The organism is Sphingopyxis sp. 550B (assembly GCF_057401805.1).
This window is the reverse complement of record NZ_CM171610.1, coordinates 1,774,990-1,798,351: the sequence shown is the minus strand read 5'-3', so window position 1 is coordinate 1,798,351 and position 23,362 is coordinate 1,774,990. Positions and strand designations below refer to the sequence as shown.

Here is a 23,362-nt window from a genome sequence, read left to right as displayed (position 1 = left end):
CGCATAATCGGACATTGCGACCCAGAAGAGCTCTTCCTTTTCACGAGGACTGAGACCTTCATCTCGGCACTCGTTCGGCTTCGGCCGGACGGGTGCCTTTTTATTTGCGCCGCACAAAATCGCCTTGCTTGCACCCCGCGCCCGGCTCGCCTATATAAGTGGAGTAATTTACTCCAGTTAAGAATCATTCGCAATTCCAGCGAGGAAATCCGTGCGCCTGTCCAACCTTGCCGATTATGCCGTGGTGCTGATGAGCGCCGCCGCGCGTCAGTGCGGGTCGCAAGTCGGTTCCGGGCCGCTGCACGCCGCGCGGCTGGCCGAGCAGACGGGCATTCCGGGGCCGACGGCGCAGAAGCTGGTGAGCCTGCTCGCCCGCGCCGGACTGCTGGTCGCCTCGCGCGGCAGCGGCGGCGGCGTGCGGCTGGCACGGCCCGCCGCGGCGATCAACATCGCCGAGATCATCGAGGCGGTCGAAGGCCCGATCGCGCTGACCGCCTGCTGCGACGAAGGCCGCCACGACTGCGGTTTCGAGGGCAGTTGCCAGATTCAGCCGCACCTCGGCATCGTCAACGGCGCGGTGCGCGCGGCGCTCGCGGACATCAGCCTCGCGACCCTTACCGTTGCGCCTGCAAAGGCGGAGGTCGCCGGTGCGCCCGCTGCGACGCCGCAGGACAAGACAACAGCGACCCCGGCCTTCGCCGGGGCGACGAGTTAGAGACATGACCGACACACCCGAAACCGCCCTCAAGGACCAGGCCGCTCGCGAAGCCGCGCTGCGCGTCGCCGATTACGAGCATGGCTGGTCCTCGCCGATCGAACAGGAATTCGCGCCCAAGGGGCTGAGCGAAGACACGGTGCGCTTCATCAGCGCCAAGAAGAGCGAGCCCCAATGGATGCTCGACTGGCGCCTGAAGGCCTATCGCCACTGGCTGACGATGACGCCGCCCGACTGGGCGAAGCTCAACGTCCCGCCGATCGACTATCAGGACGCGTACTATTATGCGGCGCCCAAGGCGAAGCCGAAGGTGTCGAGCCTCGACGAGGTCGATCCCGAGATTCTGAAAGTCTACGAAAAGCTCGGCATCCCGATCGAGGAGCAGAAGGTGCTCGCCGGGGTCGAGGGCGCGCGCAAGGTCGCGGTCGACGCCGTGTTCGACAGCGTTTCGGTCGCGACGACCTTCCGCGAGGAGCTCAAGAAGGCCGGCGTCATCTTCCTGTCGATCAGCGAGGCGATCCGCGAGCATCCCGACCTCGTGAAGAAGTGGCTCGGCCGCGTCGTGCCGATGCACGACAATTATTTCGCGGCGCTCAACTGCGCGGTCTTCTCGGACGGCACCTTCGTCTATGTGCCCGAAGGCGTGCGCTGCCCGATGGAGCTGTCGACCTATTTCCGCATCAATGCCGAAAATACCGGGCAGTTCGAACGGACGCTGATCGTCGCCGACAAGGGCGCCTATGTCAGCTATCTCGAAGGCTGCACGGCGCCGATGCGCGACGAGAACCAGCTTCACGCCGCGGTGGTCGAACTGGTCGCGCTCGACGATGCCGAGATCAAATATTCGACCGTCCAGAACTGGTACCCCGGCGACGCCGAGGGCAAGGGCGGTATCTATAATTTCGTGACCAAGCGCGCGCTGTGCCAGGGCGCGCGGTCTAAGACGTCGTGGACACAGGTCGAGACCGGCAGTGCGATCACGTGGAAATATCCGAGCTGCGTCCTCAACGGCGACGACAGCGTCGGCGAATTCTATTCGGTCGCGGTGACGAACAATTATCAGCAGGCCGATACCGGTACCAAGATGATCCACAACGGCAAGCGCACCCGATCGACCATCGTCAGCAAGGGGATCAGCGCCGGCAAGTCGAACGGCACCTACCGCGGCCTCGTCCGCGTCGCGCCGAACGCCGAGGGGGTGCGCAACTTCACCCAGTGCGACAGCCTGCTGCTGGGCGACCAGTGCGGCGCGCACACCGTGCCCTATATCGAGGTCCGCAACCCGAGCGCGCAGGTCGAGCATGAAGCGACGACGAGCAAGATCAGCGACGACCAGCTTTTCTATGCGATGCAGCGCGGGCTTTCGCAGGAAGAGGCGGTGGCGCTGATCGTCAACGGCTTCGCGAAAGAAGTGCTGCAGCAGCTGCCGATGGAGTTCGCGGTGGAGGCGCAGAAGCTGCTGGGGATTTCGCTGGAGGGGTCGGTCGGGTGATAAACCCCACGCTCATAGATCAGGCAAGACGCCTTTCCACCCCAACCTCTCTCCTGAAGGGGAGAGGCTTGAAAGATGAATATGCTCAAAATTGAAAACCTCCATGCCACTGTCGCAGACAAGCCGATCCTGAAGGGGCTGTCGCTCACCATCAACGCGGGCGAGATTCATGCGATCATGGGGCCGAACGGCGCGGGCAAGTCGACGCTGTCTTATGTGCTCGGCGGTCGGCCGGGGTATGAGGTCACCGAGGGATCGGCGACCTTCACGCCTTCGCCTCAGGCGGGGGCGATCGACCTGCTCGCCCTCGACCCGCACGAGCGCGCCGCCGCCGGGCTGTTCCTCGGCTTCCAGTATCCGGTCGAAATCCCCGGCGTGTCGAACGTCCAGTTCCTGCGCGAAAGCCTGAACGCCCAGCGCAAGGCGCACGGGCAGGAGCCGCTGTCGGGCGGCGAGTTCCTGAAGATCGCGCGCGAGAAGGCGGGGCTGCTGGGGCTCGACATGGATATGCTCAAGCGGCCGGTGAACGTCGGCTTTTCGGGGGGCGAGAAGAAGCGCAACGAGATGGTGCAGATGGGCATCCTCGACCCGACACTCGCGATCCTCGACGAGACCGACAGCGGCCTCGACATCGACGCGCTGCGCGTCGTCGGCGAGGGGATCAACGCGATCATGCGCAAACCCGACAAGGCGGTCCTGCTCATCACCCATTACCAGCGCCTGCTCGATTATGTGCAGCCCGATTTCGTCCACGTCCTCGCGGCCGGGCGCATCGTCAAGTCGGGTGGGCCGGAACTGGCGCGCGAGCTGGAAGAACATGGCTATGCCGAGGTGGTGGCGTGACGCAACTCCGCGCCGCAGGCGCCTTCCCTTCTCTCCTCTGCGATCTCTGCGCCTCTGCGCGCATTATATTTGATTCGCGCAGAGGCGCAGAGATCGCAGAGAGGAGGACCGCATGACCGCCCTCCCAACGCGCAAGGACGAACCGTGGCGCTACAGCGATATGGAGGCGCTGACGCGCCTGTGGCCGCTGCCCGCGCCCGAGAGCATCGTCGTGCCCGCGGACGCCATTTTCACCCGCGCCATCGTGCAGGATGAAGGCGGGGTGCAGCAAATCGAGTTGGAGCTCGGCAAGGGCGCGGCCGCGTCGCTGCACGTCCTCAACATCGGCGGCGCCTATGGCCGCATCGAACTGAACGTCACGCTGCACGAGGGCGCCGACTTCACGCTCGGCGCGGCGCAGATCGGCGGCGGTGAGCAGACGCTGGAGATCGTCACTACCGTCACCCATGCCGAACCCGGCGCGCGCTCGCGGCAGATGGTGCGGTCGGTGCTCGGCGGCACCGCGACGGGCACCTATCTTGGCAAGGTCGCGGTCGCACGCGGCGCGCAGCAGACCGACAGCGAACAGGACGTGAAGGCGATGCTGCTCGACCGCAGCGCCACCGCCAACGCCAAGCCCGAGCTCGAAATCTTCGCCGACGACGTGCAATGCGCGCACGGCTGCGCGATCGGCGAACTCGACGCGCAGGCGCTCTTCTACCTCCAGTCGCGCGGGCTTCCGCCCGCCGGCGCGAAGAAGATATTGCTCCAGGCCTTCGTCGCCGGCGTGTTCGACGGCGCCGAGGACGAGGCGCGGCTGCAGGAACTGGCGCTGGCGAAGCTGGGAGAATTGGTGTGACCAATCTCTCTTCTCCGTTCGCATCGAGCGAAGTCGAGATGCCTCTCGGCAGCGCACGCACGCCCGGTGTCTCGACTTCGCTCGACACGAACGGCATTCGGGATCAGTTTCCCGGCCTTACCCCCGGCTGGCATTATCTCGACAGCGCCGCCACCGCGCAGAAGCCGCAGGCGGTGATCGACGCCTGCACGCTGGCGATGGGGCGCGATTATGCGACCGTCCACCGCGGTGTCTATGCGCGCTCGGCCGACATGACGCTCGCTTACGAGGCGGCACGGCGGCGGATCGCGGCGTTCATCGGCGCGACCAAGGACCAGATCGCCTTCGTGCGCGGTGCGACCGAGGCGATCAACCTCGTCGCCTATGCCCATCCGAAGAAGGGGCGCGTGCTGCTGTCGCTGCTCGAGCATCACAGCAATATCGTGCCGTGGCAGCTCGCGGGCTGGCAGATCGACGTCTGTCCGCTGACCGCCGACGGCCGGATCGACCTCGACGCGGCCGAACGCATGTTGACGCCCGATCATACCATGGTCGCCTTTGCGCATGTGTCGAACGTGCTCGGCAGCCCGCTCGACGTCGCGCGCGCGGCAGAGCTGGCGCACCGCGTCGGCGCCGAACTGCTGGTCGACGGCTGCCAGGCGGTGCCGCGGCTGCCGGTCGACGTCGCGGCATTGGGCTGCGACTATTATGTCTTCTCGGGCCACAAGCTTTATGGCCCGACCGGCATCGGCGTGCTGTGGAGCGACAGGCTCGACACGCTGCCGCCGTGGCAGGGCGGCGGGTCGATGATCGACCGCGTGACGTTCGAGAAGACGAGCTACGCCCCCGCCCCCACCCGCTTCGAGGCGGGAACGCCGGCGATCGTCGAGGCGCTGGGGCTCGCGGCGGCGGTCGATTATGTCGATGCGATCGGCCTCGACGCGATCCATGCGCACGAATGCGCGCTGGTCGGGTCGCTGCGCGAACAGCTCGCACGGCGGAACAGCGTCACGCTGTTCGGTCCCGACACCAGCGCCGGGATCGTCAGCTTCGCGATGGCGGGTGTCCATCCGCACGACATCGGCACGATCCTCGACGAAAGCTCGGTCGCGATCCGCGCCGGGCATCATTGCGCCCAGCCGCTGATGGAGCATCTTGGCGTGGCCGCGACCGCCCGCGCGAGTTTCGGGCTTTACAGCAACGACGACGATGTGGCGGCGCTGATCGACGGCCTCGCCCGCGTCGAAAGGATTTTCGGATGACCGACGAACGCACGATCCGTATCGAGGAAGTCGAAAGCGTCGACGCGCCGCCCAGGGCGCGCGTCGCCGATGCCGAAACGGCGCCGGAAACGATGGGTGCGAAGCTGGAACGCAAGCGCGACTATCTGGACGGCTTCCTGTCCGCCAAGCCGGCCGCGACCGACCCGAATGCGGTCGGCGGCGACCTGTACGAAGCCGTCGTCGCCGCGCTCAAGGATATCTACGACCCGGAAATCCCGGTGAACATCTACGACCTCGGGCTGATCTACAATGTCGAGATCGACGAGGGGCATGTGGCGATCACCATGACGCTGACGACTCCGCATTGCCCGGTCGCCGAATCGATGCCGGGCGAGGTCGAACTGCGCGTCGGTGCCGTGCCCGGTGTCGGCGATGCCGCGGTCAACCTCGTCTGGGACCCGCCCTGGTCGCCCGAGGCGATGAGCGACGAGGCGAGGCTGGAACTGGGGATGCTATGACCCCTCTCGCAAGCGCGAGGGGGTTGGGGGTGGGCCGCGGGCCGAATCATCCCTATATAGAATGAACCACCCCCGGCCCCTCCCCAAGCGGGAGGGGGGAGATGACGATGACGGACACGAAAACCAGAATCCGCCCCGCCGCGGTAACGCTGACCCCCGGTGCCGAGGCGCGCGTCGCGAAGCTGATGGAAAACGCCCCCACGGGCGCGATCGGCGTCAAGCTGTCGACGCCGCGCCGAGGCTGCTCGGGGCTCGCCTACTCGGTCGACTATGTGACCGAAGAGGATCGGTTCGACGAAAAGATCGAGACGCCCGGCGGCACCTTCTACATCGACGGCGCCTCGGTGCTCTACCTGATCGGCAGCGTCATGGACTGGGTCGAGGATGATTTCGCCGCGGGCTTCGTCTTCCAGAACCCCAACGCCAAGGGAAGCTGCGGCTGCGGCGAGAGCTTCACCGTTTAAGGAACGGGCGCTCGATCGGCATCTCCTATTCTCTGTTCGTGTCGAGCGAAGTCGAGACGCCCATTGGCACGGCGCAAGGTCGAGGGGTGTCGCGGCAACGATCCCTTTCCGTTCCCCGGCGAAAGCCGGGGTCCACGCGGGGCAGCGATATGCCATCTGGACCCCGGCTTTCGCCGGGGAACGGATTCTTACGTGTCTGATGGTTAAACGCCGGTATCTCGATTTCGCTCGACACGAACCGGAAGAAAGGTCGGATCAAGAATATCCGCGCCCACCCCTCAACGGCAGACCGACCAGCCCGCGGTGCGCGCCGCCATGTCGAGGTGGAAATGGTTGGCGTGCGCCGCGTCGTGGTCGGGCGACAGCACGGTGCTGAACAGGCCGCACGAGCCGTCGCGCACTGCGTGCAGGAACTCGCTTCGCCGGTCGCCGTCGTCCCAGTCGTTGATCAGCGCGATGCGCGTTCCGTCGGCAAGGACAAAGGCCGAAATGTCGATTGCATTGGCGGTCGAATGCTCGCTCTGCGCCGCGCGCCCGGCGATGGTGCGGCAGTTGTAGCTGCCCAGATTTTCCAGCTCGACGACCTTCTGCCCGAAATATCGCTGCGCGAGCGGCTGCACGACGTCGCGGGTCCACAGCGCCATTGCCGCGGTCACCGCGCAGCCGGGGGCGGCGTTGGCCGGGCGGAGCGAGGGAACGAGGCGGTCGCCGGTGAGCACCATGCGCTGGCTGGCACGGCAGGCGCCCTCGCCGACGACAGGCCGCCGCTGATACCCCGCCCCCGCCCGCTCGAACGCCGCGAAGCAGCCGGCATCGTCGCCGACGAGGCCGATCAGCTTGCGATGCGTCGCCCAGCCCTGCGGATGCGCAAGCTCGAACCGCGCGCCCGGCCAATGTTCGGGATGATCGCGCACCCATGTCATCGCGCGGATCGCGGCGACGGTCACCAGCAGGGCAGCGACGAACCACAGCAGATAGGGCCGGAAACTCTTCACCGCCCCCACGTGGCGGATCGCGCCCCGCCCGGCAAGGTCAGAGCGGCGTCAGCGTCACCGTCAGCCCGTCCTTCGGCCGCGGGATCGGCCACATCTGCCAATCGGGCGCATAGCCGTCCGCGATCTCGATGCGATGCGTCGTCAGGACGTGGTGAAAGAAGATCTTCGCCTGCATGTGCGCGAAATGCAGCCCCAGGCACATGTGCGCGCCGCCGCCGAAGGGCACCCATGCATATTTGTGCCGCCCCTTCGCCGCGTCGGGGGCAAAGCGCATCGGGTCGAACCGTTCGGGATCGGGCCAATATTCGTCCATCATGTGCGTATAGCTGGGGCTGACGCCGACGTTGGTGCCGGCGGGAATGCGATAGCCGCCGAATTCGAAATCGCGCAGCGCGCGGCGCGGGATCACCGGAACCGGCGGGATCATCCGCAGCGCCTCCTTGAACGCCCATTCGGTGAGTTCGAGTTCGCCCAGGCTGTTGTGCCCGACACCCTCGCCCGCGGGCGCGACGCGCAGCATCTCCTCGCGCAGCCGGTCCTGCCATTCGGGATGCTGCCCCAGCAGCCAGACGAGCGACGTCACCGAACTGGTGATCGTGTCGTGCGCCGCCATCATCAGGAAATTCATATGGTCGACGATCGCCTCGACCGACAGATATTCGCCCTCTTCGTCCTTCGCTTGGCAAATCTGGGTGAAGATGTCGTCGCCGGTCGAGGCGCGGCGTTCGGGGACCATCTTCGTGAAATATTCGACCAGGAATTTCCGCCCGGCGACCCCGCGCCCCATCGCGGTGAACGGCAGGGGCACGCGGACAACGCCGATCGACGCCTGCACCATGTCGACGAACGCCTTGTTGATCCGTTCCGCCTCCGGACCCCAGGGGATGCCCAGAAAGCTGGTCGCCGCAAGGTCGAGCGTCAGCTGCTTGATCGCGGGATAGAAGGCGAAGCGCGTCCCGCTCCAGCGCGCGACACGGTCCCTGATCCCCTCGTTGAGCGCATCGGCATAGAGGCGCATCGGCTCGGGCTTGAAGGCGACCGACAGCGTACGGCGGTCGGCGCGATGCTTGTCGAAATCCATCAGCATCAGCCCGCGCGGGAACAGCAGGTTGAGCACCGGCCCCCAACCCTGTTCTGACGAGAACAGCTTGTCGCGGTCGAACAGCACCAGCTCGTTCGCTTCCGGCCCGACGAGCGATACCCCGCGACCGCCGAAGCTGCGGGCGCGATAGACCTTGCCGTGGCGGTCGACCATGCGGTTGGTGAAGCCGACGGGATCGCGAAGCTGCGCCAGCGTCGTGCCGAGCAGAGGAATCCCGTCGTCGCCCGGGATATGATCGAGCGCGCTTTCGGGGCCGCGCGGCAACCAGTGCGCGGTGTCGGGACCGAAGCGGCGTTCGGACCACATGCTATTCGCGGGGGCATTCATTGTCGCATCATCCTTGCTGATTCACCCGATCGCACCGACGCTATCGCCCTATTGACACCGATGCAAGCAAGTGCCGGACGCGACAATGCGACCTGTCGGCCTCCCCCTCCCGCAAGCAGGAAGCGAGAGCCGGCGTCGTGTCGCGCATCCATTCTCCATTCACCGCGAATTCAACTCGACTCGGGCAGTTTGTCCGACGGAAAACGGACCGCCTCGCTGGTCCGGAAAGGACAAGATCATGCGCAAGACGATCCGTCGCCCCCTCTCCCTCGCGCTTGGCGTGGTCGCGACGACCGCGCTCGGCGGCTGCTATTACGGCGACGTCTATGGCAGCAGCTATGCCTCCGCCGGGGCCTGCCCCGACGCCTATTACGACTACGACCCCTACAGCTATGACGACGGTTACGGCTATGGCTGCTACGATCCGGCCGATTACGGCGGCGGCTTCGTCCAGATCGGCTTCGGTGGCGGCTGGTACGACGATTATTATTATCCCGGCTACGGGATGTGGATGTACGACAATTACCGCAACCGCTATCCGCTGCGCGGCCAGTATCTGAACTATTGGGGCGGTCGGCGCGCGTGGTGGAAGCACCGCGGCGATCGCGGCGGCGGTCAGTGGCAGGGCGGCACCCGCCCCGGCAACCCGCCCGTCCGCCCGGGACGCCCCGGCGGCTGGCAAGGCCATGACGGCGACCGGCCGCAAGGCACCCGGCCCGGCCGCGGGACGCCCCCGGCGGCCGGCCATAACCCCACCCGTCCCGACAATGGCACCGCCCAGCCCCCGCGCCGCCCCGGCGGCTGGCAGGGTCGCGATAGCGACCGACCTCAGGGCACTCGACCCGGTGGCTGGCAGGGTCGCGATGGCGATCGATCGCAAGGCACGCGCCCCGGCCGTGGCACGCCTCCGGCGGCGGGCAACCGCCCCGGCGGCAACGGGGCAGTCCGCCCCCGCGCCCGGCGCCCGAAGCGGGTGCGCCGCCCCCGCGCGCCTCGCGGCCGGCCCCGCCACCCCGCGCCACCCCGCCCGCACGGCCGAGTGGTCCGGTGCGCGGCAGCCGGATCGAGCCCACCGGGCCGGTTCGCGAACAGTAGAATCTCCGCTCTCGCCCCTCTCCTTCGGGAGAGGGGCCTGAACGCCCGCGTCAGGCGGCCGGCTCCGCGCCCTCCGCATCGCCGACGCCCGCCGACACCACCGTCGCGGCGACGAGGTCGCCGACGACGTTCAGCGTCGTGCGGCACATGTCGAGGAAGCGGTCGACCCCCAGCACCAGCCCGATCCCTTCCGGCGGCACGCCGATCGAGGCGAGGATCAGCGCGATCACGGGCAGCGATCCCGCGGGCACCCCCGCCGTGCCGATGCCGCCGAGGATGCAGACGAGCATCACCATCACCTGCTGTTGCATCGTCAGGTCGACGCCGAAGAACTGCGCGAGGAAGATCACCGTCACGCCCTCGAACATCGCGGTGCCGTTCTGGTTGGCGGTGGCGCCGAGCGTGAGGACGAAGCGCGCCACCCGGTCGGGCAGGCGCAGCCCATCGTGCGCGACGCGCAGCGCGGTCGGCAGCGTCGCGTTCGACGAAGAGGTGGCGAAGGCCATCACGAAGGCCTCCTGCGTCTCGCGGAAGAAGGCGAGCGGCGACTTGCGCGCGAGCAGCCGCAGCACGATGGGAAAGACCACGAACATCTGGAGGCCGAGCGCAAGCAGCACGACGCCGACATAGGCCGACAGGCGGACCATCAGGTCCCAGCCGAACTCGGCGGCCAGATTGAACATGAAACAGAAGATCGCGACCGGTGCGAGCTGGATGACGATGCCGATCAGCGTCATCGCAACCTCGAACACCCCTTCGATCGCGCTCTTGAGCGTCGCGGTCTGCGGGGTCTGCACGATCATCAGGCCGATGCCGAAGAACAGCGCGAAGAACATCACCGCCAGCACGTCGTTCTGGCTCATCGCACCTATGAAATTGCTGGGGATGATCGCGACGAGCGCATCCATACCCGTCTTCGCCTCGCCCGCCTGGCTGGTGATCGCCTTCGCCCCGTCGGCGCCCTGCGCGATCAGCGTCCGGGCCAGCGCAGGGTCGACCCCCGCGCCGGGCTGGAGCAGGTTGACGAGCAGCAGGCTGATCGCCACCGCCACGGCCGAGACGCATACCGTGTAGACCAGCGTGCGCACGCCGACCGACTTCAGCGCGCGCATCTCGCCCATCTCGGCCACCCCGACGATCAGCGCCGATACCAGCAGCGGGATGACGAGCATGAACAGCAGGCGCAGGAAAATCTGCCCGATAGGCCCCGTGACGTAAGCGGTGAGCGCATCGACCCAGCCGGCGTCGGCGGCGCCGTAATGCACCGCGAGGCCGGCGATCAGCCCCGCGGCGAAGCCGATCAGCATGCGCCATTGCAGGCGGCGGGCGCGCACCTCCTCGCTGCGCGCGCTCGCGCTCGCCGTCGTGTCGGCCATGATTCAGCTCCCTTGCGCGCCCGTGTCGGGGGGAGCGGCCGGAATGCTGGGCGTCAGGTGCGGCCGGCCGCGGGCGGGCCGCTATCCTCCACCATATCCTCCTGCAGCTCAAGCCCGCGCGCGCCGCGGTGCGCGGTCCGGCTCGGCGCGTGGGGGTAATCCATGTCCGCGGGATCGGCCGTTTCCAGCATCCCTTCCCACCGCGTGATGACCGACGTGGCGACCGCGTTGCCGACGACGTTGGTCGCCGACCGGCCCATGTCGAGGAACTGGTCGATGCCCAGGATCAGCGCGACGCCCTCGACCGGCAGGCCGAACTGCGCCAGCGTCGCGGTGATCACGACCAGGCTGGCGCGCGGCACGCCGGCGATTCCCTTCGACGTGATCATCAGCGTCAGCAGGATCAATATCTGCGTCCCGATCGACAGGTCGATGCCATAGGCCTGCGCGATGAACAGCGTCGCGAAGCTCATGTACATCATCGACCCGTCGAGGTTGAAGCTGTAGCCGAGCGGCAGCACGAAGCCCGAGATGCGGCGCGGGACGCCGAAGCGGTCGAGCTGCTCGAACAGCTTGGGCAGCGCCGCCTCCGACGAGGCGGTCGAGAAGGCGAGCAGCAGCGGCTCGATGATATAGCGCACCAGCATCAGAATGCGCTTGCCCAGGAAGATCGCACCGAGCGCGAGCAGCACCACCCACAGCAGCAGCAGCCCGAAATAGAATTCGACGATCAGCCGCAGGAAATCGAGCAGGATACCCAGCCCGTTGACCGTGATGACGCCGGCGAGCGCGCCGAACACCGCAAAGGGGGCGAACAGCATCACATAGTTGGTGATCTGGAGCATCAGCTCGCCGAGTGCGTCGGCGGCGCGCACCAGCGGCGCACCGCGCTCGCCGAGCGCCGACAGGCCGACCCCGGCGAAGAGCGAGAAGACGAGGATCTGGAGGATGTCGTTCTGCGCCATCGCGTCGAAGATCGACTTGGGGAAGATGTGCATCACGAAATCGCGCAGGTTGAGCGCGTCGGTCTTGACCTCACCGATGTCGGCCATCGGCGTCAGGTCAAGCCGGACGCCGGGCTGGAGCAGGTTGACGAGCAGCAGCCCCAGCGACAGCGAGACGAGGCTGGCGGTGATGAACCACAGCAGAGCGCGCCCGCCGATGCGGCCGAGCGCCGCGCTGTCGCCCATGTTGGCGATACCGGCGACGATCGTCGCCAGCACCAGCGGCGCGATGATCATCTTGATGAGCTGCAGGAAGACGTCGGCGAGCAGCTTGAAATAGCCGGCGACCTGCGTCGCCGCCTCCTTGTCGGCGCCGACCTGCGCATAGGAGATCGCCCCGGCAACGATGCCGAGGATCATGCCGATCAGGATATAGAGCGTAAGGCGTTTAGCCATGAAAGATGTTCCCCTTTTCCCGGATCGTCCGGGTCTGTTTTCGTGGTTCGGGTAACAGCCCGGCGGACCGCGGGCAATCACCGATGCGGCGAACGGCCGTCAGGGCGACCAGAAAGCCAGCGCCGTGCAGCCCGCGATCCCGGTCAGGATATTGAGCGGAACGCCGACGCGAACGAAATCGACGAAGCGATAGTCGCCCGCCGCATAGACCAGGGTATTGGTCTGATAACCTACCGGGGTCGCGAAGCAGGCCGACGCCCCCATCATCAGCGCGATCAGCAGCGGATAGGGCGCGACCCCCGACACGTCGGCGATGCCGATGACCAGCGGCCCCATCAGCGCCGCCACCGCATTGTTGCTGAGCAGTTCGGAAAGCAGCATCGCGGAGAAATAGACGATCGCGATCACCGCCCATGGCGGCGCGTGGGTCAGCACCGGCTCGAGCGCGCCGACGACCAGCGCGACCGATCCCGCCGCTTCGAGCGCGGCGCCGACGGCGAGCATCGCGAAAATCAGGATCAGCACGTCGCCGTCGATGCTCGCCCACGCCTCCGACGCGTCGATGCAGCGCGTCAGCAGCACGATGCCGACCCCGATGAAGGCTGCGATGCCGATCGACATCGCCCCCAGCGCCGACAGCAGCACCGCGCCGGCCATGACGAGGATCGCGATCCATGCCTTGCGACGTCGGAAGGCGGTGATCGAAGTCATCGCAACGCCGATCAGACCGGGATTGGCGCGCAGCCTTTTGATGTCGGCCTCGTCGGCCTCGACCAGCAGCCGGTCGGCGGCGCGGATGCGGTTTTCGGACAGCGTCGGCCCGGGATTGTGGCGAAAGCGCGAGACGCCGAGAATGCGGACGGGCTGTCCCTGAAGAAAGGGGATTTCGCCCAGCCGACGGTCGATCTCGCGGTGACTGGGCGATACCGTCACCTCGGCGACCATTGCCTCCTTGTCGAGCTTGTCGCCGATGCCGATGCCGAAGCGGCCGCCGCCGCGCAGCGTCATCAGGCTGGCGCCGTCGATCCGCGCGACGATGCGGTTGCCCGCCGCCAGCACATGCGCGCGCGCGTCGGGACCCGTGATGAAGCGTCCACCGCTGATCACGCCGATCGGCGCGAAATCCAGATTCGCCTCGCCCAGCGCGCTGCCGATCGCCGGATCGTCCTCACGCAGCGTCAACTCGGTCAGATAAAGCTGTTCGGACCCGTCGGCCTTTTCGGTGATGCGCGGCGAATCCGACGGCAGGAAACGCGCCATGACCAGCAGGCCGAGGATGCCCGCACCGGCGATCGCAAGGCCATAGGGGGTGATGCTGAACAGGCCGAAGGGCTCGAGCCCCGCCTGCTCGGCGATGCCCGCGACGACGAGATTGGTCGAGGTGCCGACCAGCGTCAGGCAGCCGCCAAGCACCGCGACGATCGACAGCGGCATCAGCAGCCGCTTCGGCGACACGCCCATCGCCTCGGCCAGCCGGAAGCAGACGGGCATCATCACGACGACGAAGGGCGTGCTGTTGATGAAGCCCGACACGACCAGCCCGCCGCCGAACACCGCGACCACCGCGAGCCGCGGACTCCGCCTGGCAAGGTCGACGACATAATTGCCGACGCGGTCGATCACCCCGGTGCGGATCAGCGCGCCGGAGAGGACGAACATCGCCCCGACGGTCAGCGGCGCGCTGTTGGAGAAGACGCCGTAGGCGGCCTTTTCGTCGAGCAGTCCGAGCGCGAGCATGACCCCCGCGCCCCCGACCGCGACGACCGAGGGCGGAAAGCGTTCCCACAGGAAGGCGATGAAGATGCCCGCCAGCAGGACCAGGCCGATGACGGCGCGGTGCGCGGCGATGAAGTCGGCGAGAAGCTCCACCCGCCCCCTATCCGCACTGCGCCCGGTGGAGCAGCTTGTGGTCGGCGAGGACGAGCGCCATCATCGCCTCGACGACCGGCGCGCCGCGGATGCCGACGCAGGGATCGTGGCGTCCCTTGGTGACGATGTCGGCCGCCTCGCCGGCGCGGTTGATCGTCGGGACGGGCGTGAGGATCGAACTGGTCGGCTTGAAGGCGACCCGCACGACCACCGGCTGCCCGGTCGAGATGCCGCCGGCGATGCCGCCCGCATGATTCGACAGGAAATCGGGACGGTTGCTGCCGTCACTGGCTGGGCGCATCGCATCGGCATTCTCTTCGCCGCGCAGGCGCGCCGCGTGGAATCCCGCGCCAATCTCGACCCCTTTTACCGCGTTGATCCCCATCATCGCGGCGGCGAGGTCGGCGTCGAGCTTGGCATAGATCGGGGCGCCCCAGCCCGCGGGCACTCCGCTCGCCGCGCATTCGATCACCGCGCCCAGCGAACTGCCCGCCTTGCGCGCGCCGTCCATCAGCGCTTCCCAGCGCTGCGCCGCGGCGGGATCGGGACAGAAAAAGGGATTACGGTCGATTTCGTCGAGGTCGAAGTTGGCGGGATCGATCGCATCGCCGCCGATCTCCGCCACCCAGGCGTGAATCTGCACCTCGGGGATCACCAGCCGCGCCACCGCGCCCGCGGCGACGCGCGCCGCCGTCTCGCGCGCGCTCGACCGGCCGCCGCCGCGATAGTCGCGGATGCCGTATTTGGCGTCATAGGCATAATCGGCGTGGCCGGGACGGTAGGCCTGCGCGATCTCGCCATAATCCTTCGAGCGCTGGTCGACGTTCTCGATCATCAGGCTGATCGGCGTGCCGGTCGTCCTGCCCTCGAACGTGCCCGACAGGATGCGCACCTGGTCGGGTTCCTGCCGCTGCGTCGTGTGGCGCGACTGGCCGGGACGGCGCTTGTCGAGGAACGGCTGGATATCCCCCTCCGACAGCGCAAGCCGCGGCGGGCAGCCATCGACCACCGCGCCGAGCGCCGGTCCATGGCTTTCCCCCCAGGTGGTGAAGCGCAGCACGCGTCCGAAGCTGTTGAAACTCATCGATCCCTCTCCCCTTGGGGGAGAGGGAGGGGCCCGCGCGGCGCAGCCGCGTGGGAGGGTGAGGGGCCGCCAGCCAGAGCAGCCTCGATCGCCCGACAGACGCCCTCCGGATTCTCCATCACATCCCGATTGGTGAAGCGTAGCACCCGATATCCCTCTTTCGCCAAAAACGCCGTGCGCCGCGCGTCATAGTCGATCTGAAACGCATGGCTATCGCCATCGACCTCTATCACCAGTCGCGCGGATTGACAGACAAAGTCGGCGATGAAGGGCCCAAGCCGCTGCTGGCGGCGGAACTTATGGCCGCCAAGTGCCGAGCCGCGCAGCACCGGCCACAGCTTTTTCTCGGCAGGCGTGGAATCGCGCCGAAGCGCACGGGCGCGATCGATGGTGCCATCGCGTATTTCGAAGCGGCTTTTCGTCACGCCCTCACCCTCCCATCGCTTCACGACGGGCCCCTCCCTCTCCCCCGAGGGGAGAGGGGGTTATCCTACCCCATCCGGCCAAACGCCGGCGCATAATCCGCGCGCCCGCCTAACGGCCAGGGCGTGTGCGAGTCCAGCATCATCGCCATGAAATGCGGCCCCGCGAAGGGCGAAGCGAAGCGCGCGGCGAGATCGGGCGAATAGCCGAAGCGCGGGTAATAGGCCTCGTTCCCGAGCACGAAGCTGATTGCCACACCCTGCGCGCGCAGCGCGTCGAGCCCGGCGCGGATCAGCGCGGCGCCGATGCCCTGCCCCTGCCGGTCCGGCGCCACCGACACGGGCGCGAGGCCGGCGGCGGACAGCGCCGCGCCATCGGCCTCGACGTCCATGCGGCTGAACAGCACATGCCCCGCGACCGCACCGCCCGCTTCCGCGACGAGCGAGACCAGCGCGTCGCCGTCCGCCTCCAGCATCCGCACCAGTTCCGCCTCGCCCTGATGGCCATGCTCCGACCCGGCGAAAGCGGCGCGGATGACGGCGTCGATCGCGTCGGCATCCTCCGCGCGCGCGGGCCGGATCACCGGCGCATCAGGCAAGCGCGATGTCCGGCGCGTCTTCCTGCTTCATGCCGATGGTGTGATAGCCTGCATCGACATGATGCGTCTCGCCGGTGACGCCCGAGGCAAGGTCGCTGAGCAGATAGAGCGCCGAACCGCCGACATCGTCGATGGTGACGTTACGGCGCAGCGGCGCATTATATTCGTTCCATTTCAGAATCAGGCGGAAATCGCCGATGCCGCTCGCCGCCAGCGTCTTGATCGGCCCCGCCGAAATGGCGTTCACGCGAACCCCCTGCGGGCCGTAGTCGTTGGCGAGATATTTGACGCTGGTTTCCAGCGCCGACTTGGCGACGCCCATGACGTTGTAATGCGGGATCACCTTTTCGGCGCCGTAATAGGACAAGGTCAGCATCGCGCCCCCGCCCTCGCCCGTCTCGGGATCCTTCGGCGGCATCATCGCCGCGGCACGCCTGGCGACCGCGGTGAAGCTGTAGACGCTGATGTTCATCGTCATCAGGAAATCCTCGAGCCCGATGTCGGCATAGTGGCCGCGTAGCGCCTCCTTGTTGGTATAGCCGATCGCGTGGACGACGAAATCGATCGTCGGCCAGCGCGCCGCGAGCGTGGCGAAAGCCTGGTCGAGATTTGCCATGTCGGACACGTCGCAGTCGATCAGCAGGTCGCAGCCCAGTTCGTCCGCCAGCGGCTTCACCCGCTTGAGCATCACCTCGCCCTGATAGCTGATCGCGAGTTCGGCGCCCGCGCCGTGCAGCGCTTTCGCGATCCCCCATGCGAGCGACTTGTCGTTCGCGAGGCCCATGATCAACCCGCGCTTGCCCTTCATCAGACCCGTCATTCCGTTTCTCCGGTCTTGTCGTCTTCGATTATGATGTCGTCCACGCGCCCAATAGCGTCGTGACCCAGATCCTCAACCTCGACCAGCGCGGCATTGAGCTCGGCACCCATCACCATACCCAATCCGACGAGGTAGAAAAAGAAAAGCGCGACCATCACCCCCGCGAGGCTGCCATAGGTCGCGTCATAGCTGAGCAGGCTGGCGAGCAGCGGCGGCAGCGCCAGCGTCACCGCGATCCACCACGAGGTCGTGAACAGCGCGCCCGGCCATTTCGGGCATTTGAGCTTGCGGTATTTCGACGGCGTCAGCGAATAGAAGAGCATGTAGATGGCCAGGAACAGCCCCGCCCCCGACACCCCGCGCGAAATCAGCACGACGCCCCACGCCTGATATTGTTCGGGCAGCACGCGCGTGACGAACTGTTCGATCCCGACGATCAGCACCTGCATGCTGAACGACAGCAGCATCAGCACCACCGCGCCGGTGATGATGCCGATCGACAGCAGCCGGTAATGGAAGAAGCCCTTGGAGAAATGGGTGCCGTAGGCGCGGCGCAATATGTCGCGGATCGTTTCGACCAGGCTGCCCACCGTCCACAGCGCGACGATCGCGCCGAGCCACAGGAACAGGCCGGTGCGCGCCCCCATCACCTCGCGGATCGGCCCGGCCAGCGCCTTGGCGACCGTCGGCGGCATCAGCGAAAAGACCGCGGCGATCGCTTCCTCGCCGCCCGCGCTGCCGCCGAACAGGCTCAGCGCGGCGGCGAGCAGGATGAAGAAGGGAAAGAGCGCGATCAGCGCGAGATAGGCAAGGTTCCCCGCGTGGATGAAGCCGTCGGTATAGGTGCCGACCAGCACGCGGCGAACGATCGCGAAGGCGCGCGTTCCGGGTCCCAGCGTCTCGCGCCCGCGTTCGATGACCCCCTGCGCCCGCGCGCGCAGATGCAGACGCTTGGCGCGTTCGGCGCGCGCTTCGGGCGAGTGCGGTGAATGCCCCTCGGCGCGGAACTCCCGCTCGACCTCGTCGGCGATTTCGCGCTCGAGCGCGGCGGACGATTTCCTCTGGCTGCGATCAGCCACGCATCACACGCCGAGTTCGGCCCGGACGGCGCGCGTATCGGTCCATTCGTCCACGATCCGGCGGAGCGCGGGGTCGTCCTTCGGCAGGTCGACCATCAGCCGCACCAGCTGATCGCCGCGCCCGCCGCTCTTCTGGCTGAATCCCTTGCCCTTGAGCCGCATCACCTTGCCCGACGTCGACCCGGCCGGGATCGACAGCATCACCGGTCCGTCGACCGTCGGCACCTTGACCTTCGCGCCCTTTACCGCCTCGGCCAGCGTCACCGGCAGGTCGAGGCGGATGTTGCTGCCGTCGCGCACGAAGAAGGGATGATCCTTGACCGTGATGGTGACGATGCCGTCGCCATTGCCGCCCGGTCCCGGCTGCCCCTTTCCGGCGAGCCGCATCTGCGTCCCCGTCTCGACCCCCGCGGGCAGCTTGAGGTCGATGGTCTTGCCGTCGGCCAGGGTGATGCGCTGCATCGCCTGCGTCGCGGCGTCGATGAAGGACACCGACAGGCGATAGGCGACATTGGCGCCCTTCGGCGGCGGGGCGCTGCGCGCGCCGAAGCCGCCGAACGGCCCCCCGCCGCCGCCGCGCCCGCCGAACAGACCCTCGAAGATATCGCCGAAATCGGCGCTCTCGCCGCCGAACCCCCGGAAGTCGCCCTGCGGCCCGCCGCGTGGGTCGCCGCGAAAGCCGCCGCCGCCATAGCCGAAGGGCATGGCGGGATTGCCGTCGGCGTCGATCTCGCCGCGGTCGAACTGCCCGCGCTTTTCCTTGTCGGACAGCAGGTCATAGGCCTTGGTGACGTCGGAGAATTTCTCCGCCGCCTTCGGATTGTCCTTGTTCCGGTCGGGGTGCAACTGCTTGGCGAGCTTGCGATAAGCGGACTTGATCTCCGCTTCGCTGGCGTTTTTCGCCACGCCGAGGGTGGAATAGGGATCTGCCATATATCTTCTGTAGCCCGATAAGTGACTGGCCGTGAAGGCCCATTGCGCGGCGATGTGGGAATGGCGCGCGGGGCGATCAAGTTCCCCGACAACAGCTCCGTCTTCCGTCACCCCCGACTTGCTCCGGGGTGACGACACGGTCGGGGACGGCTTTTGCTCGACCACAGGCCGGCAGCGCATTAGAAGCGCCCGCATGACCACCGACCCCTTCGCCCTGTTCGATGCCTGGTATGCCGAAGCGCGCGCCGGCGAACCCAACGACAGCAATGCGATGGCGCTCGCCACCGCGACGCCCGACGGCCGCCCGTCGGTGCGGATGGTGCTGCTCAAGGAGCATGGCCCCGACGGCTTCGTCTTCTACACCAACCTCGACAGCCGCAAGGGCGAGGAACTGGCCGCGAACCGTCACGTCGCGCTGCTGTTCCACTGGAAATCGCTGCGCCGCCAGATTCGCATCGAAGGGGCGGCGGCGCCGGTCGAGGCGAGCGTCGCCGATGCCTATTTCGCAACCCGCGGCCGCGATTCGCAGCTCGGTGCCTGGGCCAGCGAGCAGTCGCGGCCGCTCGACAGCTATGCGACCTTCGAGGCGCGCTTCGCCGCGATGCAGGCGCGCTTCGAGGGGCAGGACGTGCCGCGCCCGCCGCGCTGGTCGGGCTGGCGCGTGACGCCCGAACGAATCGAGTTCTGGCAGGACCGCGCGCACCGCCTGCACGAGCGCACGCTGTTCGTGCGCGAAGGCGATACATGGTCGAAAGGACTGCTGTTCCCATGAGCTGGCGCCGCTTTCCCGTCACGCGCGTCGACGCCTTTGCCGACCGCGCCTTCACAGGCAACCCTGCCGCGGTGATGCCGCTCGACGAATGGCTCGACGACGCGACGCTGCTGGCGATGGCGGCGGAGAACAACCTGTCCGAAACCGCCTTTCTGGTCCCCGACGAAAGCGAAGCCGCCGATTATGAGCTCCGCTGGTTCACGCCGGGCGTCGAAATCGCGCTGTGCGGCCATGCGACGCTGGCGAGCGGCCATGTCCTGCTGTCGGCCGCGCCGTGGCGCGACGCGATGACCTTCCGCACGCGCAAGGCCGGAATATTGACGGTCGCGCGCGCCGGGGACGACGACGGCGACGACGTCTATCGCATGACCCTTCCCGCCTATCGTCCCGAACCGAAGCCTTTGCCCGACATCGCGGCGGCCGTCGGCGGGCGGCCGGTCGAGACGCTGTGGCATGGCGGCGGCTATGCCCTGCTGGTCTATGCGAGCGCGGCCGAGGTGCGTGCGCTGGCGCCCGACATGGCGGCCCTGCGCGCGCAAGGCGAAGTGCTGGCGATCGCGACGGCGCCCGGCGCCGACGATCCCTCGGCCGCCGATTTCGTCAGCCGGGTTTTCGTCCCCGGCGCGGGCGTCGACGAAGATCCCGTGACGGGATCGGCGCATTGCGTGCTGACGCCTTACTGGTCCGCGCGGCTCGGCCGCGAACGCCTTTCGGCGTGGCAGGCCAGCAGGCGCGGCGGCTCGGTCGGTTGCCGCATGGACGGCGATCAGGTCGAACTCACGGGATGCTGCGTGACGACGCTGGTGGGCGATTTCCTGCTCTGACCGGACGCCCTGCCGGCGCCGTCGTCACAGCGCCTCCTGCAAATCCGCCAGATGCCGCCGCAGCGCCGGAAACTGGTCGTCGCTGGTGATTCCCAGCCGCACGATCGTCACCCGCTGCGACGGCGAAACGATGATATATTGCCCCTGGTGGCCGATGCAGGCGAATAGATCGTTCGGCCCGCGGTCGGGCCATAGCGCGATGTCGGCGCCGCGCGGCCGCTGACGGTTCAGCCAGATATGCCCGCCATAGCCCGCGTCGGCGGGCGACGGCGACAGCATGAAACGCATCCAGCTTTCGGGCAGCAGCCGCTGGCCGTCGACCACGCCGTGATTGCGCAGGAATTCGCCGAACTTCGCATAGTCGCGCGCGGTGGCATGCATGATCGATCCGCCGATCATCGTTCCCTTCGCGTCGAACTCGGGGGTCAGGCTGGTCATGCCGAGCGGTTCGATCAGCCGCCCCTGGATGAAGTCGCGCACCGCCTCGCGCCGCGCCTCGGGGCTGGGCGACGGGGTCAGCGTGTCGGCGAGGATATCGGCGAGGATGACGCTGGTCGCCGAGCTGTAGTTGAACAGCTCGCCCGGCCGCGCGACCGCCGGCTTCGCCTCGGCGAAACCCGCCATGTCCTGCGCGCCGGGGCCGAAGAGCATGTCGACCGTGTCGCCCTTCCAGACCGGGTCGCCCACCTCGACATGCTCGATGCCGGAGGTCATGTGGAGCAGGTCGCGCAGCGCGATTGCGGCGCGCGGATCGCCGCTGCGCTGCCACGCCGCGACCGGCGCCGGACCGTCGAGCGACAATTGCCCGTCGGCGACGAGGAAGCCGGTGAGCACGGCGGTGATGCTCTTCGCCATCGACCAGCTGATCAGCTTGCTGTCGGGCCCGAAGCCCTCGCCATAGCGTTCATAGATCGGCTTGCCGTCGCGCAGCACATAGAGCGCGCGCGTCTCGCCGACCGCACCGGCGTCGGCGAACAGCGCGTCGGCGCGCGCCTTCACCGCCGGATCGAGCGCGGGAAGCGGCGGCAGCGTCTCGGCTGCGATCGCCGGGTCGGGCGCGGCGCCGAACCGCGGAGCCGGCACCGGCGCCGCGGTCGCGCCCTGCCCCGCCGCCTGCGTCAGCGACCAGCCGCCCAGCATCGCGAGCACGGCACTTGCCAGCATGGCTTTTTTCGTGATCATGGCACCCCGTGAGTAACACCAACCCGCCACAGACGGCAACGGGCGAACCGACACCACCGGCCGCGCCCACCCCGCCGCCGCCGAGGCCCGAGGTGCCGGCGCATCTGCGCGGGCGCAAACGTGGCGCGAGCCGCTGGGGCGGCTGCCTGCCGTGGGCGGCGATCGTCGGCGTCCTGCTGCTCGCCTTCCTGATCTGGAAATTCCCGTCGTTCAAGGCGCAGGCCGAACTCGGCTCGGCCTATGCCGCGCGGGTCGGCTGCTCGTGCCGCTACGTTCAGGGCCGCAGCCTCGAAAGCTGCCAGAGCGATTTCGAGCCGGGAATGGAGCTGGTATCGCTGAGCGAGGATCCGGCGACCAAGACGGTGACGGGCAGCGTCCCCCTCCTCGCCTCGCGCAGCGCGCGCTACGCGGGCGCCAACGGCTGCCTGCTCGATCCGGTGCGCTAACCCGCCGCCAGGAAAGCGTCCATCGCTGCATTGACCCGGTCGGGGGCTTCCCACGGCACGAAATGGCCGCAGCCCGGCACCTCGACGATCGTCGCGTCGGGAACCAGCTCGTCCAGCCCGTCGAGATTGCACGCCGGCAGCGCGACATCGTCGAGCGCCCAGATCACCAGCGTCGGGATCGTCAGCTTCGGGAAAGGCGTCGCGGGCGGTTCGCCATAGGGCGCGTCCATCGGCGGCACCTCGGCCGGCGAGCCGCGATACCAGTTGATCATCGCGCGGCACGCGTCGCGATCCTCCCAATCGACGATCAGCCGGGCGATCTCCTCGGGCGGCTGGATACCGCCGCTCGGCACGCGGCCGGCAAAGGCATGCGCGAGCAGCCCGGCGATGCCCTGCTCCTCGATCAGCGCGTCGCTCGCCGGGTCGCGGAAGGTGCGGATATACTGGCTCGCCGCGCGCTGCTCCGGATTGGTGAGCAGCAGGCGCTGGAAAATGGCCGGGTGCGGCGCATTGGCGATCACCGCGCGCGTCACGCGCCCCGCCCATTGCGGGTGCAGCCCGCCGGGCTGGCCGCCGAGCGCGACGCCCCACGCGATCGCCCCGCCCCAGTCGTGGCCGACGACGGTGAAACGCTCGACGCCGAGCGCATCGGCGAGCGCGAAGACGTCGGCGATCAGCTTGTCGGGCGTATAGGAGTCCGCGCCCTGCGGCTTCGACGAGCCGCGATAGCCGCGCTGGTCGGGCGCGATGCAGCGGAAGCGGTCGGCGAAATGCGGCAGCTGGTGGCGCCAGGTGCGGTGCGATTCGGGAAATCCGTGGAGGAAGACCAGCGCCGGCGCGTCGCGTGGCCCCATGTCGACGACGTCGAGGTCTACCCCGGTCGAAAGCGCCACCCGCTTCTGTTCGAAATCGCCCACCATCTCGCGCTCCTTCCATCTTCCGTCGGCGCGAAGGTGGCGGGATTA

Annotated in this window: 24 protein-coding genes; 10 read left to right on the top strand and 14 right to left on the bottom strand. The window is 67.7% G+C overall.

The features are described 5' to 3' along the window. The first annotated feature begins 211 nt into the window (after positions 1-211). From AC2S9W_RS08380 to AC2S9W_RS08350, 7 genes are all read left to right on the top strand, one after another. A complete protein-coding gene (locus AC2S9W_RS08380; RefSeq protein ID WP_486571881.1) occupies positions 212-715 on the top strand; it encodes an Rrf2 family transcriptional regulator in 504 nt (167 codons plus the stop codon). 4 nt (positions 716-719) lie between these two features. Next, on the top strand, positions 720-2,207 hold the full coding sequence (gene sufB, locus AC2S9W_RS08375) for a Fe-S cluster assembly protein SufB (RefSeq protein ID WP_486571880.1): 1,488 nt from the start codon (positions 720-722) through the stop codon (positions 2,205-2,207). Positions 2,208-2,288: 81 nt separating this feature from the next. Continuing rightward, positions 2,289-3,050 carry a Fe-S cluster assembly ATPase SufC gene (gene sufC / locus AC2S9W_RS08370; protein WP_486571879.1) on the top strand — a complete coding sequence of 254 codons (762 nt, stop codon included), beginning with the start codon at positions 2,289-2,291 and terminating at the stop codon, positions 3,048-3,050. Between the two features lie 112 nt (positions 3,051-3,162). Next, positions 3,163-3,888: a SufD family Fe-S cluster assembly protein gene (locus tag AC2S9W_RS08365; RefSeq protein WP_486571878.1), complete on the top strand. Its 726-nt coding sequence runs from the start codon at positions 3,163-3,165 to the stop codon at positions 3,886-3,888. 38 nt (positions 3,889-3,926) lie between these two features. Then, positions 3,927-5,129 carry an aminotransferase class V-fold PLP-dependent enzyme gene (locus AC2S9W_RS08360; protein WP_486572068.1) on the top strand — a complete coding sequence of 401 codons (1,203 nt, stop codon included), beginning with the start codon at positions 3,927-3,929 and terminating at the stop codon, positions 5,127-5,129. Then, positions 5,126-5,608: an SUF system Fe-S cluster assembly protein gene (locus tag AC2S9W_RS08355; RefSeq protein ID WP_486571877.1), complete on the top strand. Its 483-nt coding sequence runs from the start codon at positions 5,126-5,128 to the stop codon at positions 5,606-5,608. Before AC2S9W_RS08360 ends, AC2S9W_RS08355 begins: the two co-directional genes overlap by 4 nt. A gap of 101 nt (positions 5,609-5,709) precedes the next feature. Beyond that, positions 5,710-6,072 (top strand): HesB/IscA family protein, encoded by a 363-nt coding sequence (locus AC2S9W_RS08350; RefSeq protein WP_486571876.1) that lies wholly within the window; start codon positions 5,710-5,712, stop codon positions 6,070-6,072. Between the two features lie 278 nt (positions 6,073-6,350). Here the strand turns inward: AC2S9W_RS08350 and AC2S9W_RS08345 are convergent, their stop codons facing one another. The 12 genes from AC2S9W_RS08345 to AC2S9W_RS08290 all read right to left on the bottom strand — a co-directional run bounded on the left by AC2S9W_RS08345 (position 6,351) and on the right by AC2S9W_RS08290 (position 19,173). Further along, entirely contained in the window at positions 6,351-7,067 is a 717-nt protein-coding gene (locus tag AC2S9W_RS08345; RefSeq protein ID WP_234002585.1) for an extensin-like domain-containing protein, read from the bottom strand. A 37-nt stretch (positions 7,068-7,104) separates the two neighbouring features. Beyond that, the gene (locus tag AC2S9W_RS08340) at positions 7,105-8,475 is read right to left on the bottom strand and encodes a cytochrome P450 (protein ID WP_067110507.1); all 1,371 of its coding nucleotides are present in this window, start codon (positions 8,473-8,475) and stop codon (positions 7,105-7,107) included. A gap of 61 nt (positions 8,476-8,536) precedes the next feature. Continuing rightward, a complete protein-coding gene (locus AC2S9W_RS08335) occupies positions 8,537-9,184 on the bottom strand; it encodes a hypothetical protein (RefSeq protein ID WP_486571875.1) in 648 nt (215 codons plus the stop codon). A 457-nt stretch (positions 9,185-9,641) separates the two neighbouring features. Next, positions 9,642-10,967 carry a dicarboxylate/amino acid:cation symporter gene (locus AC2S9W_RS08330; RefSeq protein ID WP_424539206.1) on the bottom strand — a complete coding sequence of 442 codons (1,326 nt, stop codon included), beginning with the start codon at positions 10,965-10,967 and terminating at the stop codon, positions 9,642-9,644. A gap of 53 nt (positions 10,968-11,020) precedes the next feature. Next, positions 11,021-12,367 carry a dicarboxylate/amino acid:cation symporter gene (locus AC2S9W_RS08325; RefSeq protein WP_067181885.1) on the bottom strand — a complete coding sequence of 449 codons (1,347 nt, stop codon included), beginning with the start codon at positions 12,365-12,367 and terminating at the stop codon, positions 11,021-11,023. Positions 12,368-12,466: 99 nt separating this feature from the next. Further along, positions 12,467-14,236 carry an SLC13 family permease gene (locus AC2S9W_RS08320; RefSeq protein WP_486571874.1) on the bottom strand — a complete coding sequence of 590 codons (1,770 nt, stop codon included), beginning with the start codon at positions 14,234-14,236 and terminating at the stop codon, positions 12,467-12,469. 7 nt (positions 14,237-14,243) lie between these two features. Beyond that, positions 14,244-15,320, bottom strand: a complete 1,077-nt coding sequence (aroC, locus tag AC2S9W_RS08315) for a chorismate synthase (protein WP_486571873.1) — start codon at positions 15,318-15,320, stop codon at positions 14,244-14,246. Continuing rightward, positions 15,317-15,745, bottom strand: coding sequence for an endonuclease domain-containing protein (locus AC2S9W_RS08310; RefSeq protein ID WP_424539209.1), 429 nt, complete (start codon positions 15,743-15,745; stop codon positions 15,317-15,319). The genes aroC and AC2S9W_RS08310 overlap by 4 nt, the downstream gene beginning before the upstream one ends. 65 nt (positions 15,746-15,810) lie before the next feature. Continuing rightward, a complete protein-coding gene (locus AC2S9W_RS08305) occupies positions 15,811-16,341 on the bottom strand; it encodes a GNAT family N-acetyltransferase (protein WP_486571872.1) in 531 nt (176 codons plus the stop codon). Beyond that, on the bottom strand, positions 16,334-17,161 hold the full coding sequence (locus AC2S9W_RS08300; protein WP_067111277.1) for an SDR family oxidoreductase: 828 nt from the start codon (positions 17,159-17,161) through the stop codon (positions 16,334-16,336). The genes AC2S9W_RS08305 and AC2S9W_RS08300 overlap by 8 nt, the downstream gene beginning before the upstream one ends. Then, on the bottom strand, positions 17,158-18,240 hold the full coding sequence (locus tag AC2S9W_RS08295) for a YihY/virulence factor BrkB family protein (RefSeq protein WP_076074434.1): 1,083 nt from the start codon (positions 18,238-18,240) through the stop codon (positions 17,158-17,160). Before AC2S9W_RS08295 ends, AC2S9W_RS08300 begins: the two co-directional genes overlap by 4 nt. Before the next feature lie 3 nt (positions 18,241-18,243). Then, positions 18,244-19,173, bottom strand: coding sequence for a DnaJ C-terminal domain-containing protein (locus AC2S9W_RS08290; RefSeq protein ID WP_067111274.1), 930 nt, complete (start codon positions 19,171-19,173; stop codon positions 18,244-18,246). 193 nt (positions 19,174-19,366) lie between these two features. On the opposite strand from AC2S9W_RS08290, the gene pdxH reads away from it, so the two are divergent. Then, on the top strand, positions 19,367-19,945 hold the full coding sequence (gene pdxH, locus AC2S9W_RS08285; protein WP_486571871.1) for a pyridoxamine 5'-phosphate oxidase: 579 nt from the start codon (positions 19,367-19,369) through the stop codon (positions 19,943-19,945). Further along, a complete protein-coding gene (locus AC2S9W_RS08280) occupies positions 19,942-20,769 on the top strand; it encodes a PhzF family phenazine biosynthesis protein (protein WP_486571870.1) in 828 nt (275 codons plus the stop codon). Before pdxH ends, AC2S9W_RS08280 begins: the two co-directional genes overlap by 4 nt. Positions 20,770-20,793: 24 nt before the next feature. On the opposite strand, the gene AC2S9W_RS08275 is transcribed toward AC2S9W_RS08280, so the two are convergent. Further along, positions 20,794-21,933, bottom strand: coding sequence for a serine hydrolase domain-containing protein (locus AC2S9W_RS08275; RefSeq protein ID WP_486571869.1), 1,140 nt, complete (start codon positions 21,931-21,933; stop codon positions 20,794-20,796). Between the two features lie 26 nt (positions 21,934-21,959). Here AC2S9W_RS08275 and AC2S9W_RS08270 point away from each other — a divergent pair, with 26 nt between their 5' ends. Continuing rightward, on the top strand, positions 21,960-22,397 hold the full coding sequence (locus AC2S9W_RS08270; protein WP_324787705.1) for a hypothetical protein: 438 nt from the start codon (positions 21,960-21,962) through the stop codon (positions 22,395-22,397). On the opposite strand, the gene AC2S9W_RS08265 is transcribed toward AC2S9W_RS08270, so the two are convergent. Beyond that, a complete protein-coding gene (locus AC2S9W_RS08265; protein ID WP_486571868.1) occupies positions 22,394-23,317 on the bottom strand; it encodes an alpha/beta fold hydrolase in 924 nt (307 codons plus the stop codon). The genes AC2S9W_RS08270 and AC2S9W_RS08265 overlap by 4 nt on opposite strands. Positions 23,318-23,362: the final 45 nt, after the last annotated feature.

Bases quoted from the DNA above. Each gene is read 5' to 3' on its own strand.
- AC2S9W_RS08355 (WP_486571877.1), top strand. From the start codon at position 5,126: ATGACCGACGAACGCACGATCCGTATCGAGGAAGTCGAAAGCGTCGAC.
- aroC (WP_486571873.1), bottom strand. From the start codon at position 15,320: ATGAGTTTCAACAGCTTCGGACGCGTGCTGCGCTTCACCACCTGGGGG.
- AC2S9W_RS08275 (WP_486571869.1), bottom strand. From the start codon at position 21,933: ATGCTGGCAAGTGCCGTGCTCGCGATGCTGGGCGGCTGGTCGCTGACG.
- AC2S9W_RS08290 (WP_067111274.1), bottom strand. From the start codon at position 19,173: ATGGCAGATCCCTATTCCACCCTCGGCGTGGCGAAAAACGCCAGCGAA.
- AC2S9W_RS08300 (WP_067111277.1), bottom strand. From the start codon at position 17,161: ATGACGGGTCTGATGAAGGGCAAGCGCGGGTTGATCATGGGCCTCGCG.
- AC2S9W_RS08350 (WP_486571876.1), top strand. From the start codon at position 5,710: ATGACGATGACGGACACGAAAACCAGAATCCGCCCCGCCGCGGTAACG.
- sufB (WP_486571880.1), top strand. From the start codon at position 720: ATGACCGACACACCCGAAACCGCCCTCAAGGACCAGGCCGCTCGCGAA.
- pdxH (WP_486571871.1), top strand. From the start codon at position 19,367: ATGACCACCGACCCCTTCGCCCTGTTCGATGCCTGGTATGCCGAAGCG.
- AC2S9W_RS08335 (WP_486571875.1), bottom strand. From the start codon at position 9,184: ATGGCCTTGCCAGCCGCCGGGGCGTCCCGGGCGGACGGGCGGGTTGCC.
- AC2S9W_RS08330 (WP_424539206.1), bottom strand. From the start codon at position 10,967: ATGGCCGACACGACGGCGAGCGCGAGCGCGCGCAGCGAGGAGGTGCGC.
- AC2S9W_RS08340 (WP_067110507.1), bottom strand. From the start codon at position 8,475: ATGTGGTCCGAACGCCGCTTCGGTCCCGACACCGCGCACTGGTTGCCG.
- AC2S9W_RS08360 (WP_486572068.1), top strand. From the start codon at position 3,927: ATGCCTCTCGGCAGCGCACGCACGCCCGGTGTCTCGACTTCGCTCGAC.
- AC2S9W_RS08365 (WP_486571878.1), top strand. From the start codon at position 3,163: ATGACCGCCCTCCCAACGCGCAAGGACGAACCGTGGCGCTACAGCGAT.
- AC2S9W_RS08265 (WP_486571868.1), bottom strand. From the start codon at position 23,317: ATGGTGGGCGATTTCGAACAGAAGCGGGTGGCGCTTTCGACCGGGGTA.
- AC2S9W_RS08280 (WP_486571870.1), top strand. From the start codon at position 19,942: ATGAGCTGGCGCCGCTTTCCCGTCACGCGCGTCGACGCCTTTGCCGAC.
- AC2S9W_RS08325 (WP_067181885.1), bottom strand. From the start codon at position 12,367: ATGGCTAAACGCCTTACGCTCTATATCCTGATCGGCATGATCCTCGGC.
- sufC (WP_486571879.1), top strand. From the start codon at position 2,289: ATGCTCAAAATTGAAAACCTCCATGCCACTGTCGCAGACAAGCCGATC.